The 17,487-nt window shown below is 46.6% G+C and carries 15 protein-coding genes; all 15 read right to left on the bottom strand.

Translation table 11 applies throughout. The features are described 5' to 3' along the window. Positions 1-187: 187 nt before the first annotated feature. The 15 genes from CC97_RS14290 to CC97_RS14215 all read right to left on the bottom strand — a co-directional run bounded on the left by CC97_RS14290 (position 188) and on the right by CC97_RS14215 (position 17,410). On the bottom strand, positions 188-835 hold the full coding sequence (locus tag CC97_RS14290; RefSeq protein ID WP_044975695.1) for a response regulator transcription factor: 648 nt from the start codon (positions 833-835) through the stop codon (positions 188-190). Beyond that, positions 832-2,436, bottom strand: a complete 1,605-nt coding sequence (locus CC97_RS14285) for a histidine kinase N-terminal 7TM domain-containing protein (RefSeq protein ID WP_044975694.1) — start codon at positions 2,434-2,436, stop codon at positions 832-834. The genes CC97_RS14290 and CC97_RS14285 overlap by 4 nt, the downstream gene beginning before the upstream one ends. Positions 2,437-2,791: 355 nt before the next feature. Then, positions 2,792-4,558: a hypothetical protein gene (locus tag CC97_RS14275; RefSeq protein ID WP_044975690.1), complete on the bottom strand. Its 1,767-nt coding sequence runs from the start codon at positions 4,556-4,558 to the stop codon at positions 2,792-2,794. A 275-nt stretch (positions 4,559-4,833) separates the two neighbouring features. Then, positions 4,834-5,145: a BrnA antitoxin family protein gene (locus tag CC97_RS14270; RefSeq protein ID WP_156036922.1), complete on the bottom strand. Its 312-nt coding sequence runs from the start codon at positions 5,143-5,145 to the stop codon at positions 4,834-4,836. Between the two features lie 193 nt (positions 5,146-5,338). Further along, positions 5,339-6,454, bottom strand: coding sequence for a WG repeat-containing protein (locus CC97_RS14265; protein ID WP_044975686.1), 1,116 nt, complete (start codon positions 6,452-6,454; stop codon positions 5,339-5,341). Between the two features lie 10 nt (positions 6,455-6,464). Next, the gene (locus tag CC97_RS19035; RefSeq protein ID WP_049962929.1) at positions 6,465-7,103 is read right to left on the bottom strand and encodes an A24 family peptidase; all 639 of its coding nucleotides are present in this window, start codon (positions 7,101-7,103) and stop codon (positions 6,465-6,467) included. A gap of 13 nt (positions 7,104-7,116) precedes the next feature. Beyond that, positions 7,117-8,268, bottom strand: a complete 1,152-nt coding sequence (locus CC97_RS14255) for a hypothetical protein (RefSeq protein ID WP_044975684.1) — start codon at positions 8,266-8,268, stop codon at positions 7,117-7,119. Then, the gene (locus CC97_RS14250) at positions 8,265-8,954 is read right to left on the bottom strand and encodes a TadE family protein (protein WP_197021870.1); all 690 of its coding nucleotides are present in this window, start codon (positions 8,952-8,954) and stop codon (positions 8,265-8,267) included. The genes CC97_RS14255 and CC97_RS14250 overlap by 4 nt, the downstream gene beginning before the upstream one ends. After that, on the bottom strand, positions 8,938-9,189 hold the full coding sequence (locus CC97_RS14245; protein WP_044975679.1) for a Flp1 family type IVb pilin: 252 nt from the start codon (positions 9,187-9,189) through the stop codon (positions 8,938-8,940). Before CC97_RS14245 ends, CC97_RS14250 begins: the two co-directional genes overlap by 17 nt. Before the next feature lie 140 nt (positions 9,190-9,329). Beyond that, a complete protein-coding gene (locus tag CC97_RS14240) occupies positions 9,330-10,199 on the bottom strand; it encodes a type II secretion system F family protein (protein WP_044975677.1) in 870 nt (289 codons plus the stop codon). Between the two features lie 9 nt (positions 10,200-10,208). Further along, on the bottom strand, positions 10,209-10,991 hold the full coding sequence (locus CC97_RS14235) for a hypothetical protein (RefSeq protein WP_044975676.1): 783 nt from the start codon (positions 10,989-10,991) through the stop codon (positions 10,209-10,211). A gap of 1 nt (position 10,992) precedes the next feature. Continuing rightward, positions 10,993-12,240 (bottom strand): CpaF family protein, encoded by a 1,248-nt coding sequence (locus tag CC97_RS14230; RefSeq protein WP_044975674.1) that lies wholly within the window; start codon positions 12,238-12,240, stop codon positions 10,993-10,995. Beyond that, positions 12,237-13,301, bottom strand: a complete 1,065-nt coding sequence (locus CC97_RS14225; protein WP_044975672.1) for a hypothetical protein — start codon at positions 13,299-13,301, stop codon at positions 12,237-12,239. The genes CC97_RS14230 and CC97_RS14225 overlap by 4 nt, the downstream gene beginning before the upstream one ends. 438 nt (positions 13,302-13,739) lie before the next feature. Next, complete coding sequence (locus CC97_RS14220; protein WP_044975670.1) at positions 13,740-16,220, bottom strand: glycosyl transferase; 2,481 nt, start codon at positions 16,218-16,220, stop codon at positions 13,740-13,742. A gap of 182 nt (positions 16,221-16,402) precedes the next feature. Further along, a complete protein-coding gene (locus CC97_RS14215; RefSeq protein WP_044975669.1) occupies positions 16,403-17,410 on the bottom strand; it encodes an aldose 1-epimerase in 1,008 nt (335 codons plus the stop codon). Positions 17,411-17,487: the final 77 nt, after the last annotated feature.

Genomic DNA, 17,487 nt, shown 5'->3' with positions numbered 1-17,487 from the left:
CCACATTTCCGATTCAAATACTATATATACTTATACGAATAAATACCTGTAAACAGAAAAAATTTTGCACTCACCTTAAAAATTTAAAAAAAATTATAATCCAGATTATAAAAAACAGCAATCATTCCGAAGGAAGGATTGCTCCTTTTTACGTAAAAAGGTCATCTCCGCGGAGATGACCTGACTTTTATACTATATTATTTTTTACAGCATACACTGCAAGCTGGGTGCGGTCTTTGAGGCCGAGTTTGTCGAGCATACGTGAAATGTTGTTTCTTACTGTGCCTTCGGCAAGGAAAAGCTTTGCAGCGATGTTCTTGTTGTCGAGGCCTTCGGCGATGAGGACCATTATCTCGCGTTCGCGCGGTGAAAGTTCAGCGATTGCCTCGTTTTCCGTATTATGTTCCGGCTTCGGGCTTTCGGTGATCTTCTTCTGGATGCCGCTGTATACGTTTGCGCCGAAAACTTTAATGCCGCTGCTTACGGCCTTTACCGCCTGAATTATCTTCTCGCTTTCCATTTCCTTCAGGATGTATCCGTCTGCACCGCATCCCATCGCCTCGGTGACAGTTTCATCGTCATCGAAGGTCGTGAGCACGAGCACCTTCGTTTCGGGATAATTTTCCTTTATAAGACGTGTGCCGTATGCGCCGTCAAATTCCGGCATGCGCATATCCATGAGCACGACATCCGGATTATGTTCCTTGCACAGTTCAAAAGCCTCGCGTCCGTTTGATGCGAGAGCGCAGACCTTTATCTCGCTGTCGGTTTCCAGGACTACCTGTATTCCCTGTCTGAGCATGCTGAGATCATCAGCAATTATTATTTTTATCACACTTTCTCCCCCAGTGGAATCTTTATGGCAGTGGTAAACCCATTGCCCTCACTGGATTTAAATGAGACTACCCCGCCAATTTCCTTTATTCGGTTGACGATACCCGAAAGTCCGTTTCCTTCGTGTATCCCGCTGCATCCGCAGCCGTTGTCAAAGATATATACCTCGAGGGACTGCTCAAGGAATTTGACAACGATGTCTATTCTGTCAGCGCCGGAATATCTGAGACTGTTCGTGATGGATTCACGGCACGAGTCACATACTGCCACTGCACAGAAAAGATAGTCTTCTGTTTCTTCGCCCTGTACACATAATTCACATTCGATCCCCTTGACGCTGTCAGCCAGTGTTCTTATACCGTCAGTAATACTTGTGTACGACTGATGCTTCATGTTGTTTATAGCCATTCGAAGCGTGGATATGCCGGCTGTGGCTTCGCGGGAGATGTCGTTTATATATTCCTTCGCTTCCTCAGGAAGTTCAGGATATTTTATTTTAAGTATATTTGCCGCCGAGTTGATCAGAGTCATGGTGTGACCGGCCGTGTCATGCACTTCCTGTGCGATACGGTTGCGTTCCCTTTCAACTGCGATCTCTTCGTTGGCCGCATTGAGCTTTCTTGTTTTCTCTATAAGCTCGTGGTATTTTGAAACATCGGTAATGATGAAGGCAGATGACATAACAGCTTTGCCGTCATAATGATTGTATCTTTTAATGTTGAGTCTTCTGGCGCCGATATTCACTTCAGCCTCGCTGAAAGCCTCATTTCTTTTTTCAGCAAAATCAGCATCGGAGACCGCTGCGTAGATGTCGCCGGCAGAATTTATCTCACCGAGATAATCCCTGGCCGTATCATTGATGTAGGTGATGCTGCTGAGCGCGTCAGCAACGATGATACCACCCGGAACATTTCTGAAGATTTTCGGAAATGTCATGTAGTTTACATCAAGGAAGTCGTACTTGTACACCGCAAGCAGTATGCAGATGCTCGTGATGCCGAAGCCGAACGGAGTCGGATCGAAACGGTCCGGAAACGCGCCTGCAATGTATGAGATATTCAGGCATGTAGGCACTATAACGGAAAGTGCCACAAGAATAGCCTGCCTGCGCGAAAATCTCTTTTCTATGAAAGATCTGCGGTAGATTATTATCATGCCCGCAAGGATACAGAGGTATGTATAGAACACGTTTCCGTAGAAAAGGAAATCATGCGTAACTGACTTCATCGTAAAGACAGGATAATAGTGATGGTGTATCGGATTGGTCGCTGCTGCAATGAAATTAAAACCGCCTATGCAGTAAAGCGGCCATACCGGCAGATGTCTTTTCTCCAGACGGTAAAGCGAAGCAAAATGGAACCATGCTGCACCGATAAAATTCACACCTATGTTTCCAATCATGTATCCTATGAACAGCTGATCAGCATTCACTGCAACAAGATCACACAGCTGTGAGGCCGTCCAGATCATGATGAGGGTCTGACAGAGCATGAAAACATATTTGCCTTTTTCTTTTTTTGCACGCAGTGCAAGCCATACGATACTCGTAGTCATTCCCACAAGTGCAATGACGTGAAGCAGTACATAGACAAAGTTGATCATTACGGGTGCCTCCATTTTCTATTATACACGTTAATCCTGTATTTTTCAAGGGAAACGCTGATCAAACCGGAAATACTGCTTCGCCGGATTTCCGGGAGGTGATATTGCGGGGTTTCGCCCCGTGCCCCACGCTGATTTATCCATAAATCAGCGTTTTCCAAGAAAAAAACGGAGAACATAAAGTTCTCCGCCCTTTATAATATTTTGTTCCGCAAATATTTATTTATATTTTACTTTTGTGCTCTTTTCTTTTGTTCTTTATATCTGCTATATTTCTCTAAGCCTCTGATAATATTATAGCACAGAGGGCTTAAATACGTTAGTGTCAAATGTCATCAAATAAGAGTGACATTTGTCACTTCCACACTTTGTCGGCAAACTCGCGGAACCCTGACTTTAAAGGATTTTCTTCACCCTTCTGGCGGTAGTATTCATTGACTGCAGCGTAAATGATAAGAATGAGGCCGACTGCAAGGAGGTATACCCACCATGAGATCATGAACAGTTCGCCTGTCAGCTGTAAAGCGACCAGAACAGATGCTATAGCTGAGATTATGAACCATTTCTTTGCTCTTCTGATAAATGAGAAAACTGCCATGAGTGTGCACACTCCGATGAGGATGACTGCGTTTATAAGTTCTCCCTCATCCCAGGCGTGGAGCATAAGAATCCCGAGAACAACGGCTGTGTGGATGTACACGATCCATCCGGTGATATTTCTGCGGTTTTTCCAGATGAATATCAGAGGAATTGTCGCAAGCAGTGACGATGCACAGTAGAATTCGGCTTCGATAATTTCAGGAGCTTCAAAGCGAAAGCATGTAAACGCGGCTGTCACACCGATAAGGCTTAAGGCAAAGTTTCTGTCAGTTTCACGTCCTGTGTCACGGATGTGATGCTCAAACGCTTTCAGGGCAAAATATGCAGCAGTAATGAAGCCGAAGACAAGATATTCTGTTTCTCCGTAATCGTAATCGAGTTCGATCCAGCCTGCGAAGAAAAATACTGTAATCGCAGTACCGCATGCTCTTTCAAGCCACTTGAGCTTGACGGAGTCGATGCCTGTCTGTTCAGACTTATCCCCTCTTCTTAACACTTCCGGAAGGCGGATATTTCTGAGGAATGACGCACTGAAAACAAATGTAAGTACAGCAAGGACTGCCATTGTGACACCGATGAAAGCCATATCTTCACGGTATCCCTGCTCATCCTTTATTTCAGCGGTAAGTACATTTACAAGAGCTGCTGTCATTACCGGGAAGCTGATGATACTGAGTGTACTGTACGCCTTACGGTTTATCATCAGTGATATAACTGTACATGCAAGGCCGCATACCGCAGCGGCTGCGGAACCTCTGACCAGACCGGCTGAGCAGTACAGCAGTGAGGCTGTAAAGATAAACTGGGCAGTAACACATCTGAGGGCAGGAACGGCAGCAAAAACAAGATATCCTATACCGAGAAGAACTGCCATAAGAGTTACATCTTCAAAATCCTGTCCGTAAATACTTTCGGTAAAGGCAAGCGAAAATCCTGTGTATTCGACTGCGAAGGCGGTTGAAAAAATATAGCGGACAACAGCCGATCCCCTGTAGTGATACTGTGCGAAAATGAGAACCGGTAATGTTACTGCCATCATTGTAAGGAATACATAGTGAGCAGAAGACGGAGAGAACATGAACCACGGTCCGAGCAGTCTGAAATATGCTATTCCGACAACGGATACAGGCAGGAATATTCCGCCGAGAAGATAGAATGCAAATCCTGTTCTGTCAAGATGGAATTTCTTTTCGGAAACTGCACATGCTGCAAAGAAAACAGCACTCATGGAAAGTATCATGACTGTCTTTACGGTTCCGCTCATGTAGTTCCAGCCCGATGTCGCAAATACGATACCGGAGATGATAACGAACAGTACACCGACTACCAGAAGCACACTGAAACTTAACGGTTTGCGTTCCTTTACAGGTATGTTTTCGGAGAGTCCGTATGGAACAGCCTCACCGGAAAGCATCTTCCTAAGCTTTGAGTTTTTAACGGCAAGTACGATTACCGCCGGTATAAGTCCGAGAGGAAGCGCCAGCCAGACTATAAGAAGCATTATCAGTAAATCACCAAACATACTTATCACCTCGTTTATTAACAGGGTCTCTGCCCTGTATCTCCTGTATGATCCTGACTATATTATACACCGCCCCCTGCTTTAAGGATAGATGTCATTTGTAATAAAATAAGGTGACATATGTAACCTGATAACCCGTTACATATGACACCTCTTCATTTTTCTTAGTATACACTGATTTAATCGAAAATACGGCTTCGCCGTATTTTCGGATGGGGAGCTTGCGGGGCTTCGCCCCGTACCCCACGCTGATTTATGAATTGATCAGCGTTTTCTTACAGATAATGTTTTATAAGTTCTGCGTCTGTCAGTGCACTTTCAAGTATCCGGCTAAGCACAGATGTATATCCTTTGCCAAGAGATTTTGCAGTTTTCAGTGCCTGCGGAGAAAGTCTCAGAGTAACTGTCTGCTTTCTTCGGTCTTCACGCCGCTGCTCAGACACCCTTGCAAGCTGACTGATCTGTTCTTCCGTCAGCTCAGGACAGTCTTCATCGGGGCGCACCGGTCTTGTTTTCAATGCTTCAAGCATATGTTTCTGTTCTTCACTCAGCGGTTCATTCAGATCAATTTCCCTTCGAATAATCATAATACATTCTCCTTTCCTGTCAATTCTATAATATCATATTGTTTTACAAATTACAATACTTTTTTGAATACAATTTGTGTTACATTTCATCATATAAAATATCCGGCTGCAGGCGCAGCCGGACTCCTTTTATCTGTAAATATCGAGTGTAATGACCTTCCAGACGCCGTCTTCTTTTACAAGTGCACAGCCGTCAGGGGAAAAAGGTGTGGTTTTTTTCAAAATATGCATCTATTACAATATCTCCTTTTTCGTTTTCATATCCCTCGCCGAAGCCGGCGGATACCGGTGCAAGGCCGCATGAGAACATTTTCTTTTCAGGTACTTCGCTGCCGTTTTTATCGAGGAAAACTGTCTTTCCGCCCTTCACGGCCTCTGTTACGCCTTCGTGTGCGCAGAAACCGTATTCGTCAAGGATAATCTCGTCATATTTTTCGTTCGTTGCAGGAACAAGATCACTGTTTACAAGGTACCAGCTGCCGTCCTTCTTGACTGCGGCAACTCCGCCTGAAAATGAACCGGCATATTCAAAACGTTCGCTGCTTTCGTTGTAATCGAGATCGGTGTAACCGTACTTTCCGTCACGGCAGAACGGAGCAAGTCCGTCGCCGAAGGAACCGAGCAGGGTGTATTCCTTTGAAAGAGCGAATCTGGTCTGGCCGTATTCGTTGACGAATTTCCAGATACCTCCGCTGCAGACAGGCACCAGATCCTCCTCAGGATCGTAGGCGCCGACCGCATCGTACTCAGGAGCAATGAAGAACTGACCCTCTGCATCCGCAAGTCCCCAGAGTTCACCTTCACATGCTGCAAAATATTTACCGTGGAACGGCTTTGCATCGTTAAAAGTTCTGTAGCAGGTGTGGAAACATCCGGACGCCTCGGCCATAAGCTCTTCCGTCTCATCGTTCCTGCATGACTCAGGCATTTCAGAAAAGAGCTTTGCCGCCTCGGCCGCCTTATCGTTGTCAAGATAATAACGTCCGGCAAGCACCCACGGCTTTGCGGTACAGTCCTCACATTCCGCGGCTCTGCGGCAGCAGCGGAGGAACATATCATTTTCGTCGCACTTTCTGAAATTTTCAGCCGCAAGAAGCAGTGTATCTTCATCCGGCTTTATCTCAGCAGCTTTCACATACCATTCAGCCGCTGTTATATATGCCTGCTTTTCTTCATTCATCTGAGCATTTGAAAAGTATTCATCAAACAGTTTTTCGTCCTTTTCGCCCGATGTACATACATTCATCCACGCAAGTGACATGAGCATGATGAGCGCAAGCGGATAAACCGCGTTTCCGATCTTTTTCACAGTGTCCTCCTTACATTCCTGCAATGATGTAGAGCATTGTACCCGCATAGGCAAAAGGCGCCATAGGTATGCTGTCTTTTTTACCGCACTTTTTTGTGACGAGAAGCACTATTCCACATATGCAGCAGAAAAGCGTTGAATAAACGAGAATATCGATCACGGCAACTCCGCCTGCAAAATATCCGATGACTGCAAACATCTTGACGTCTCCTGAGCCGATACCCTTATGTGATATCACGTAGGCAAGACCCGTTATAAGTCCGCCGGCTGCAAATCCACAGATTGAACAAATGGTAACGCTGGCAAGATCATGTTCCGCAATGCCCTGCGCGAAAATGAAAACCGTCCTGAAGACCAGCGCAGCTCCCACATACGCATTAGGTATTCTTCTGTGTTTAAGATCAATAGCTCCCAGAAGGAAGATAAAGTTGGCAGCCAGTATAAGGCTGACCGCTTCAGGCAGATTCACACCCGCACCTCTGGCTATGAATGCTGAAATGATATCAGTAATTATATAGACAGGCAGTGATAATAAAAATCTCTTTCTTCCGTCCTTCTTCTGTTTTTCCTTTTCTGTCACGGGACTGAATAATGCGAACAGCACCGCTGAAACGAGAGCAAGAGCTCCTCCTGTAATGATCTCCTTCATATTTCTTCCTTTCCTATTTTTCCGTGTAGAAAGCACTTTCACGAAATTCGTAGTGAACTTCAACGCCGTTTTTCCTCATCTTGTCCGCAGTTTTGTCAAGCACGTCCTTTGCAGAGGCTGAAGCAGCTCCCTCAGCCGGAACGACTATTATCAGCGCAAGCTTTGCATTTTTGCCCTGGTCAGGAACTGCAGTACCGTTTTCAAACTGAAGTTCTCCCCTTTTTTCCTTTACCGATTTCTTCAGCTGCGATGCGTAACCGCTGACAGCCTTCGAAAAAGCGGCTTCCTTTATGCTGTAATCAGCCGGATCAGAGGAGCCTTCCTTTGAACAGTCGGAATAGGAAGGCATGAAGATGTTCACCGAACCGATCATGGTATACGTTCCGTTTTCACAGATGTCGACACCCTTTCCGCTCTTTACAGCTGCCTTGGCGTGCTCCGATTTTATCTCAGACACCCACGCCTGTCCTCGTTTAAATGCGCTGAGGCTCCATTTTGACGGAGCAGAAGGCGTGTTCTGCTGCTGTTGCTGCTGTGATTTTTTATTTCCCGCAAGCCACGCACCTGCACAGGCTGTATTTTTCATGGTAAGAGAAAGGCCTTTTTTGCCGAAAAGCCCGTATGTCTTAAGCTTTACTTTGTAGACGGCAACTATTTCAACAGTTTTTCCGTCCCGCAGCACCGATGAATAATGAAAGTCGATGTCATCGGTAGTTATACCGGCCATATTCTTAAAATACTTATCGGCTTCCGCCTTGCTTCCTGCCACACATCCTGCAAATACCGAACGGAACAGGGGATCTCCCGCTAAACCGCTTATGGTGGCATTTCCGGTCAGCTGGTTTGCCATTTCCGCAAGTGTCACGCCTGATCCGTCGCCTGATACCGTGCCCCCGGCGATATTCTGAAATCCTTCGATATTGTCGATGATCTCGCCTGCCGTCATACCCGCCTGCGTCACATACTGCGTAAGCGACAGCCGCTCAGCCGTGTACGAATAACGAGCTATTTCAGATGCGGCACGGTCAATTCCATACTGTACCGTGCTTTCAGTTCTGACTGCATAAACAAGCGACAGTATGGCAAGATAACCGAAAATAAAAAACGCAAGTGCCAGAGACGCCTCAATAGTTATCGATCCTGCAGGATGCTTTTTCTTTTTCATTTACTGCCCGCCTTTAACTTTCCAAGTGCTTCCGAGATCCTGGTACGTACGCCTGCAAGTTTACCGTTTATGCCGGTTTTGTTTCCGATAAATGATGCTGCGTCCATAACAAGATCAGTATTTCTCACAAATTCCGCCGGATCTGATGTGACCGCTGAAGCCGTAGCTGTCATCTTTCTGCCGGTCCTTACGCCGGACAGTCTCAGAATGCCCGGAAGGCTTACGTCCTTTTCAACAGTTACAACAACTTCCCTGTCGAAAAGTTTACGCCTCACATCCACTGTACAGGTCACCCCTGTTCCGCGGAACAGTCCGTCTGATGCATAATCACATACCTTTGCTGCAAACCTGTCATCAGCTTTTCCGTTTACAAAATAACGGTACGGACTTGATTCAGAATAGTATTTGTCCACATGTGCTCTGTCCGGAGCAGGAGCTTTCGGATCCAGCTCCAGCGAGGAATACACATCACCAAGCTCATCGTAGCCCGTGAATGTCACTGTCTTCGCTGCGGTGACCGCTGCCATCCTTGCTCTGTCATTAAGAAGCGACACATCGTAGATGTACATTCCCATGTAGATGAGTGTCACGACTGTGAATATCACCACCGGATACACAAGCGCCGCTTCGATGACCTGAACTGATCCTTTTTCGCTCCGGAAAAAGCGATCAGATACCCTTAGCACTCTTTTCAAGCTTATCAAAAAGCGTATTTACAAGTGCAGTAATTCTTGTCTTGAATATCGCAACCAGAGCTACCGTTACAATGATTATGAGCAGAATAGCAACGAGATTGGTCTCACCGTCCTCTTCATAAAGGAAACCGTTCACGCCTCTTTTTGCCGCAAGAACTGCAGCTGCTGCTCTGTTTGCCATTACGTCTGTCATTCTGTCCATCTTGTCTGCAAATAAGTTTTTCATAATAAATTACTCCTTGTTAATAAAAATTGTTTTTAAATTTCTGGTCGCAGATCCGGATCAGCCGGATCTGCGGAAAGGGGATCTGCAGGGGTTCGCCCGTGTCCCGCCGGTTCATGAATAAACCAGCTTTTCTATTCCCGTCACATCATATTTGTGAACACGGGAACGATTATCATAAGAATGATCGCCACGAAGATCATCAACATCGGGAACAGAAGAGTCTGTTCCGACGCGGCGGCCTTCTTTTTAACGTAATTTTTCTTTTCCTCCCACTGTTCATCAGCGAGTTCCTCAAGGCAGGCGGAAAGTCCGGCGCTGCCTTTCTTCAGGTTCTGTACAAGAGAACCTGCAAATTTTCTTATCTCACGGGTACGGCATCTTCCTGCGAATGCTTCGAAAGCCTCAGTTTCAGACATTCCGTTACGTATGTCCGAACCCGTTTTTCTCATCTCCTTTCCGAGCTCCGTATCCGACGATTCAGCAATCGTATTCCAGGCATCACGAAGGACCATTCCTGCATTGAGAAGAAGTGTAAGCCTCATGATTATGTCCGGAAGCTCACACATTACGGCATCGTGCCTTGCGTTCACCTTCTTTTTAACATCATAATCGTAAATCACAAGCAGAATAAGCGACGCCGCGCAACCGGCAAGTCCTGTCGCTGTGCTTCCGGCTGCCGCTCCCGCAAGAAGCGAGACCGGTAAGCCAAGGAAAGCGTAGCTTATCTGCGCCCCGGTAAAAAGGTAGGTGTAAAAGCCAGCGTAGCGTTCGCCGTAGATCTCGGCAGCATTGCTTCTCTTTTCCGCAAATTTTCCGCTTCCGGTATTTATCTTTAAAAGCTTCATGAGTTCGAAACCCGTATGAAAAATACCGTTAAGCTTAAGTTCCCTTGCAGCCTTTACTGAGGTTATCTCCCTGTATTTACCGAAGCCCTTTATAAAAAGCGCTGTCCAGAGCAGCGTCAGAAGCGATCCTGCCGCCGCCATTATAAACAAAGGATCTGTTTTCATTACTGTCTCCTACATTCTGATATCGGTTATCCGTTTGCCGGCAAAGACTGCTCCGGCGATGATCACCGCTCCTACTGCCTTAACGACCACCGTAATGATGTTGTTTCCGGATACACCGTCTTCACCGAGAGTCTTAAGCATCGGTATTATTATGAACGGCATTACCGTCATAAGCCAGAGCTGATTACGCCCCTTTGATGCAATAACGCTTATTTCCTTTTCAGTCTGCATTTTCTCACTCAGTATCCTTGTCGTTCTGATTATAACATCTCTCATATTTCCCCCGCTCCTGTTGCAGACGCTGAACGTCTCGGCAAAGGTGCGGATATCTTTCTGACCGCTTCTTAAAGCAAAGTCCCCGAAAAGTTCCTCAGGATTAAGATTGTTTCTCATACCGTCCGCTATTGCGGATGTCTCCTTTACGATAAGCGACTTGTCTCCGTATATCTGCTTCAGGTCTGTCAGCGCCGACTCAATGGAACATGGTATGTTCTGACCGGCCGACAGCGATGAAGCGATCGATTCAAGAAGGTCCTTAAACTGCATCGTAAGCTCGCTGTTTCTTCTTTCCTTGAAGAATTTCGTGCCGTATTTCACTCCGGCTGCCGCACCTGCCGCGGCAGCTGCAGCCGCAGGAATACCTGCACCAAAGAAGATGCTGAACGCAAGTGCCCCTCCTGCCCCTCCCGCCGCCGCTGAAGCGGCAGCCTGCACCGGAGTCATTCTGTATACTGAATAATCCGTGCCCCTTCCGGTAAGGCCTCTGTTTTCCTTGTATTTTCTGCTTTTCATTCTATACCTCCATGTTTATACCGCTTCGGCGAAGCTTTTCATATGATTCAAATGCATTTTCCGTTCTTTTTAAGGAACCGTGCACTTCATTCAGTGTGCTTTTCTCATCCTCCTCAAAAACATACAGCGGATTAACGGTTATCATTCCGTCCTTTACGCCTGTAAGTTCAGATATTTCAGTGACCTTTCGCGTATGATCCCTCATTCTCGAAAGATGTACCACGATATCGATAGCAGAGGCTATCTGGTTTCGTATCGCAGGCAGCGGAAGCTCCGTGCCGGAAAGGACCATGGTCTCAAGTCGGGTGAGCATATCCGCAGCCGAGTTGGCGTGTCCCGTGGAAAGTGATCCGTCGTGGCCCGTGTTCATTGCTGTCAGCATGTCCAGCGCCTCCGCACCTCGTACCTCGCCGACGATTATCCTCTCGGGTCTCATTCTGAGCGAGGATTTTATCAGGTCGCGTATCTGGATCTCGCCGGAACCGGAAGTGTTTGCATTTCTCGTTTCCAGCCTGACCAGATTCTCAACTCCGGTGATCTGCAGTTCTGCAGAATCCTCGATGGTTATAACACGTTCACCGGCGGGAATGTAATCGGAAAGAGCATTGAGAAAGGTGGTTTTCCCCGATCCCGTACCGCCGCTTATGAAGATGTTGTAGCCGGCCCGGACAAACTGTCTGAGCACATCTGCGACCTCTGCAGTCAGTGATCCAAGCCCGATAAGAGTTTCCATGGTCATATGGTTTACCGAGAATTTTCTGATGGTAACCACAGGACCGTCGACCGATACCGGAGGAAGTACGACGTTTACTCGGGAGCCGTCCGGAAGCCTTGTGTCCACTATCGGATTTGCCTGATTGACTTCACGTCCCGCTCTGGAAACTATACGCTGTATGGTATCCTCCAGGACCGCTTCGCTTTCGAAACTCCTGGGGAGTTTCTGCAGACGGCCTTTCTTTTCGATCCAGATGCTGTCACAGCCGTTTATCATGACCTCGGTTACCGTATCATCCTTCATTATCATGTCGAGGATGCCGAAGCCTCTGATTGAGCTGTACACGCTTTCCGTAAGGCTCACCATGCCGCTTACCGTAAGAGCGATATCGGCGGTGCGTTTCATCACCAGTTCCTTCACCTTTTCAAAAAGCTCCTCGTCGGAAAGATCGGTAAGAACGAAGTGCTCCCTGACGTAAGCCTTAAGTTCCTTTTCAAGTTCCTGAAGGTCGGTGCTTTTGCTGACAGCCGTCATACAGGTGCCTCCTCTCTGCACAAGCACCGGAACACGCCGGTGTCAGTCATACGCTTTACTATATCACGCGTTCTTCCGCTTCCCGTATCAGGAATAACTCCCATGACCGGTATGCCGAGCTGAAGAGTTTTTGCCGACTTGTTGAACAGTATTCTGATCTTTTCCTTCAGTCCGCTCATTTCGCGTTTTTCAAGTCCGTCGATAACCGCCCGTTTCTGAAGTATTCTCTGTTCTGAAAGCGGTGTGTCTCCCGAAACGATTATCACGTCATCAGCTCTGCCAAGCAGCAGTGAAAGCTTTTCTGAAAGGAAGAAGTCGCTTACTATCACTATTCTGTCATAGCCGCAGCTGCCTTCGAGCGTATCTATCAGGGAGGAAAGTTCCTCGCGGCTCAGCTCGGTGCTGTCAAGCGGGTTACGGCAGTTCCCGAAGAAGAAAACTCCTTCAGCGCTCTTTCTTACAATGCTTTCGAGCTTCATGATATTTGCCTTTCTGCTTTTCAGGGCGAAGATGACATCGGTAAAACTCGTTTCACCCGGTGCTGTAAACAGCTCCTCGGTACCTCCGAACTGTCTGAGATTCAGAAACAGTGTTTTCTTTCCCTCTGAAGCGCTGTACTCGGCCATTGCCGCCGCTGCCGTGGAAGCGCCCGCACCTTCACACTCAGGAACGAAAAGACTTATTTTCGCTCTCTCCGCACCGGCACGGTAGCTTACGCCGTCCTTTACCTTTTCGGAATAAAGCCCCAGAAGCGCTCTGTAGAGACCGTCGGAATTCTGATAACGAAATATCGTTTTTCTTCCGTCTATCGTATCGATCTCAGCCGATTCCGTGAAATAAGCAAATCCGCACTGACCGGAAAGATCATCCGCACACGTGAAACTGTCTCCGGAGGCAACCAGAACATTTATTCCGTTTTTCTGTACCGAATCAGAAACTTTCTCCGGATCGGTAAATGAAAAGAGCTCTATCTGACTGCCGTGTTTTTCACTCATCAACCTTGTAAAGCGTTCAAGATAAATTTTGTCATCGTCTATCAGACCAACTTTGATTTTTATCATTCTGTTCACATCCTGCCAGTTAATTTTCCTTGTGCCGACCAGAATATTCGTTACATTTTGTCTTTGGGTAATGTATTTTTTTACTTCCTGATCACATATATCAGTATAAAGCATTGGGAAGTGAATTTCAATAGTTTCGCCCTAAGAGGTAATAGTTTCGCCCTAAGAGGTATTTTTTCTCCTAACAGTTTCCATTTTTCTGTTATATTTTAACATTTCATTTCCTTTTATTTACATCTAAAAAGCAAAAAAATTTCCCGGAACAGTCATAAACCATTCCGGGAAATTTTTCTATTTTAATTAAAAACCAACCGAGTTTTATTTTCCTCATACTCCAAAGAGTATGAACGCCCCATCTTCTGAACGGGTGAACGCTCCGTCTCCCCCCCTCCCTCCGGGAGGGGGGCAGGGGGGTGGGGATTAAATCAACGCAGTTTATTAACCCATTATAACTTCAACGTTGTGAACGCCGCCGTCAAATACAGGGAGAATGTTGCCTTCAACAGCCTTGCCGTCTACAGTAACGCTCTTAACGCCCTTGCAAACGTGTGAAGGGTTCTTGATAGTTACAGCGTATTCAGCGCCGCGGTACTTTCTTGTAACCTTGAAGCCGTCCCATGCAGCAGGGATGGAAGGATCGATTCTGAGACCGTCGAAGTCAGGCTGTACACCGAGGATGTACTGTGAGATAGCTACCATGTTCCATGCAGCTGTACCTGTAAGCCATGAGTTCTTGCCCTGGCCGAAGTTCTTGCCTGGTCTGCCGATGTCTGCGCCTGCGTCCTTACCGCCGACCATCTGTCCGTAAACGTATGGTTCAGTCTTGTGGATATCTGAAGTTTCTTCAGTGAATGCAGGAGCGATCTCTGAATAGTACTTGAATGCCTGATCACCTTCGCCTGCGTATGCAGCAGCACAGATGATCCATGCGTTGTTATGTGTGAAGATACCGGCATTTTCCTTGTATCCGCCCGGATATGTTGAAATTTCGCCGTATTCGATGTAGTACTTTGTGAATGCAGGGTTGTTGAGTACGAGACCGAACTTTGTGTTGAGTCTTTCGTCGATAGCTGCAAGAGTCTTCTTGTCAGCGCCCTGATCCTTACCGATCTCGGACATAATTGCGAAGCCCTGTGGTTCGATGAAGATCTGGCCTTCTTCACATTCCTTTGAACCCATCTTCTTTCCGTTTGCGTCGTATGCTCTGAGGAACCAGTTGCCGTCCCATGCAGATTCCATGATGTTCTTCTTCATCTTGTCGATCTCTGCCTGAGCTGCAGCAGCTTCGTCGTTCTTTCCGAGGTGCTTGAGGATAGCAACGTAGTTAGGGCCTGTGTATGTGAAGAGTGTTGCAACCATTACTGATTCAGCTACCTTTGAGTAGCCGCCTTCAGCTGCAAACTTAGGGTTTGTGTATGTCTGGAAGCTTTCGCCCGGTGTGTCTGAGTAGCATGAGAGGTTGATACAGTCGTTCCAGTCAGCACGCATTGCGAGCGGGAGTCCGTGAGGGCCGAGGTTTTCTACGATGTGGTAGAATGAAACCTTGAGGTGGTCGAGCATCGGCTTAGCCTTTGATGCGTCGTTGTCGTAAGGTACCATTTCATCGAGGATGCTCCAGTCGCCTGTTTCCTTGATGTATGCTGATACTGAAAGGATCATCCAGAGCGGATCGTCTGAGAAGTCGCCGCCGATGTCTGAGTTGCCCTTCTTTGTAAGAGGCTGATACTGGTGATAGCATCCGCCGTCAGGAAGCTGTGTTGAAGCGATGTCGATGATTCTTTCCCTTGCACGGTCCGGGATCTGGTGAACGAAACCAAGGATATCCTGGTTTGAATCTCTGAATCCCATACCACGGCCGATACCTGATTCAAAGTATGAAGCTGAACGTGAAAGGTTGAATGTAACCATACACTGATACTGGTTCCAGATGTTTACCATACGGTCAACCTTGTCGTCAGGAGTATTTACGTTGAGGATTCCGAGGAGTGCATCCCATGTAGACTTGAGTTCTGCAAGTCCTGCAGCAACCTTTTCAGGTGTGCTGAACTTTTCAATCATAGCCTTTGCCTTTACCTTGTTGATTGTCTTGCCGTCAGCTTCAAACTTCTGGTCTGCTGGCATTTCAACGTAGCCAAGGATGAAGATAAGAGTCTTGCTTTCGCCAGGAGCGAGAGTGATCTCCTTGTAGTGTGAAGCGATTGGTGACCAGCCGTCAGCGAATGAATCTGTAGCCTTGCCTGCCATAACTGCTTCAGGATTGTTAAATCCGTTGTAGAGACCGATGAATGAGTCACGGTCTGTATCGTAACCGTCAATGCTGTCATTTACTGAGTAGAAAGCATAGTGGTCACGTCTGTCTCTGTATTCTGTCTTGTGGTAGATAACTGAGCCGTCTACTTCAACACGGCCTGTTGAGAAGTTTCTCTGGAAGTTTGTGCAGTCGTCCTGAGCATCCCATAAGCACCATTCAGCAAATGAGAAGAGCTTGAATGACTTTGCAGCAGAGCCTTCGTTTGTGAGAACTACCTGCTGAACTTCACCGTCGTAGTTCTGTGGTACGAAGAAAGTAACTTCAGCCTTAAGGTCATTCTTCTTACCTGTGATAACAGTGTAGCCCATACCGTGACGGCATTCATATGAATCGAGTTCTGTCTTTACAGGTGACCAGCCAGGATTCCATACTGTACCGTTGTCGTTGATATAGAAATAACGTCCGCCCATGTCGATCGGGACATTGTTGTAACGGTATCTTGTTATTCTTCTGAGACGGGCATCCTTGTAGAAGCTGTAGCCGCCTGCAGTATTTGAGATCAGTGAGAAGAATCCCTGTGTTCCGAGGTAGTTGATCCACGGATAAGGTGTTCTTGGAGAATTGATAACGTATTCTCTTTTTGCGTCATCGAAAAATCCGAATTTCATAAGAAAACTCCTTTTTTATTATATTTTATTTCATTTTGTGTTTTGTGAAACTTATCAAAACGGTTAAAGTGATTATATCATATTTTCTATTGTTTTTCAAGTGATTTAATAAAATATAGTGCAAGTCGGATATTTTAAGACCTGCACTATATGAATCATTTACAGTTTACGGTAAAACCTTATCAGAGAGCAACAAAGAAATGCTGTGAACACTCGAATGTCTGGCCCTTGATTATCTCTCTGTAACCGCTTACGGAAGGTGAGAGTGAAAGGTTCGGAGCGTTGATCATTGCTGTCATCGGTTCCGGACAGAAGTAGCCGTTGAAGCCCTGGTCGTTCCAGATGATCCAGAAGCGGTATTCTTCGGAAACTTCGTAGCAGATCTTAATGCCGCTTGCACGGTCCTCGGCGATGATGCCGCTGAACGGCTTTCCGTCAAGCTCGAGTCTGCCCGCCGCATACATGTCGTTGTCGAGGTTCTGGAGTACCGGCACCTTTGTTCCGTCGACGTATTCCTTATCCCAGTCGGAAAGATCAAGAAGATCTTCTGTAGGAAGGCATCTTTCGTTGAGTTCGCAGCGCATCATGGCCGGCACCTGAAGACGAATGTCGGCAAGCTTTGCACCGTCAACAAACGGAGCCTGCATAGCTGTGTGTGAACCGATGGATATCGGAAGCACCTTTTCAGAGTTGTTTGTAAACTTAATATCCTGCTTAAGTCCGTCAGCTGAAAGAGTGAATGTGTATTCAGCTGTGAAGTCAACCGGGAAGTACTGGTAGAACTCATCGTTTCTGTCGAAAACGAACTTTGTCTTTACCCATGCACTGTTCTCATCAGCACTGTATTCCTCAACGGAGTGTACTCTCTTGTGGAGGAAGCCGTGGATGTGGTTGTTGTAGTGATTCTTTTCATTCACCGGCCAGTGATATTCAGCGTCGGATGTCTTAAGAACACCGTCAGCAAGTCTGTTCGGAAAATAAAGAGTAGGCATTCCCCATACTTCAGGTGAGTTGATTATTGTCTCAGCCGGATTTTCCGCATTGAATCTGAAAAATTCAACTGAATGTTCAGTGTTTCTGAGTCTGATAACATTACAGCCGATCTCGTAAGCGATGAGCGCTGTGTAACCGCCTGCTGTAAGCTCAACACACGGTGTTCCGTTAAAGTTTATAAGTCTTGCTTCGTTCATGACGAACTCCTTTACATTGATATATTATACTGCCATGTGCATCTGTCTGCCGAAGTCTCTGATCAGAAACAGACGAC

The organism is Ruminococcus sp. HUN007, assembly GCF_000712055.1.
Lineage (GTDB): Bacteria > Bacillota > Clostridia > Oscillospirales > Ruminococcaceae > HUN007.
The sequence above is the reverse complement of the archived record's forward strand: the minus strand, read 5'-3'. Positions and strand labels throughout refer to the sequence as shown.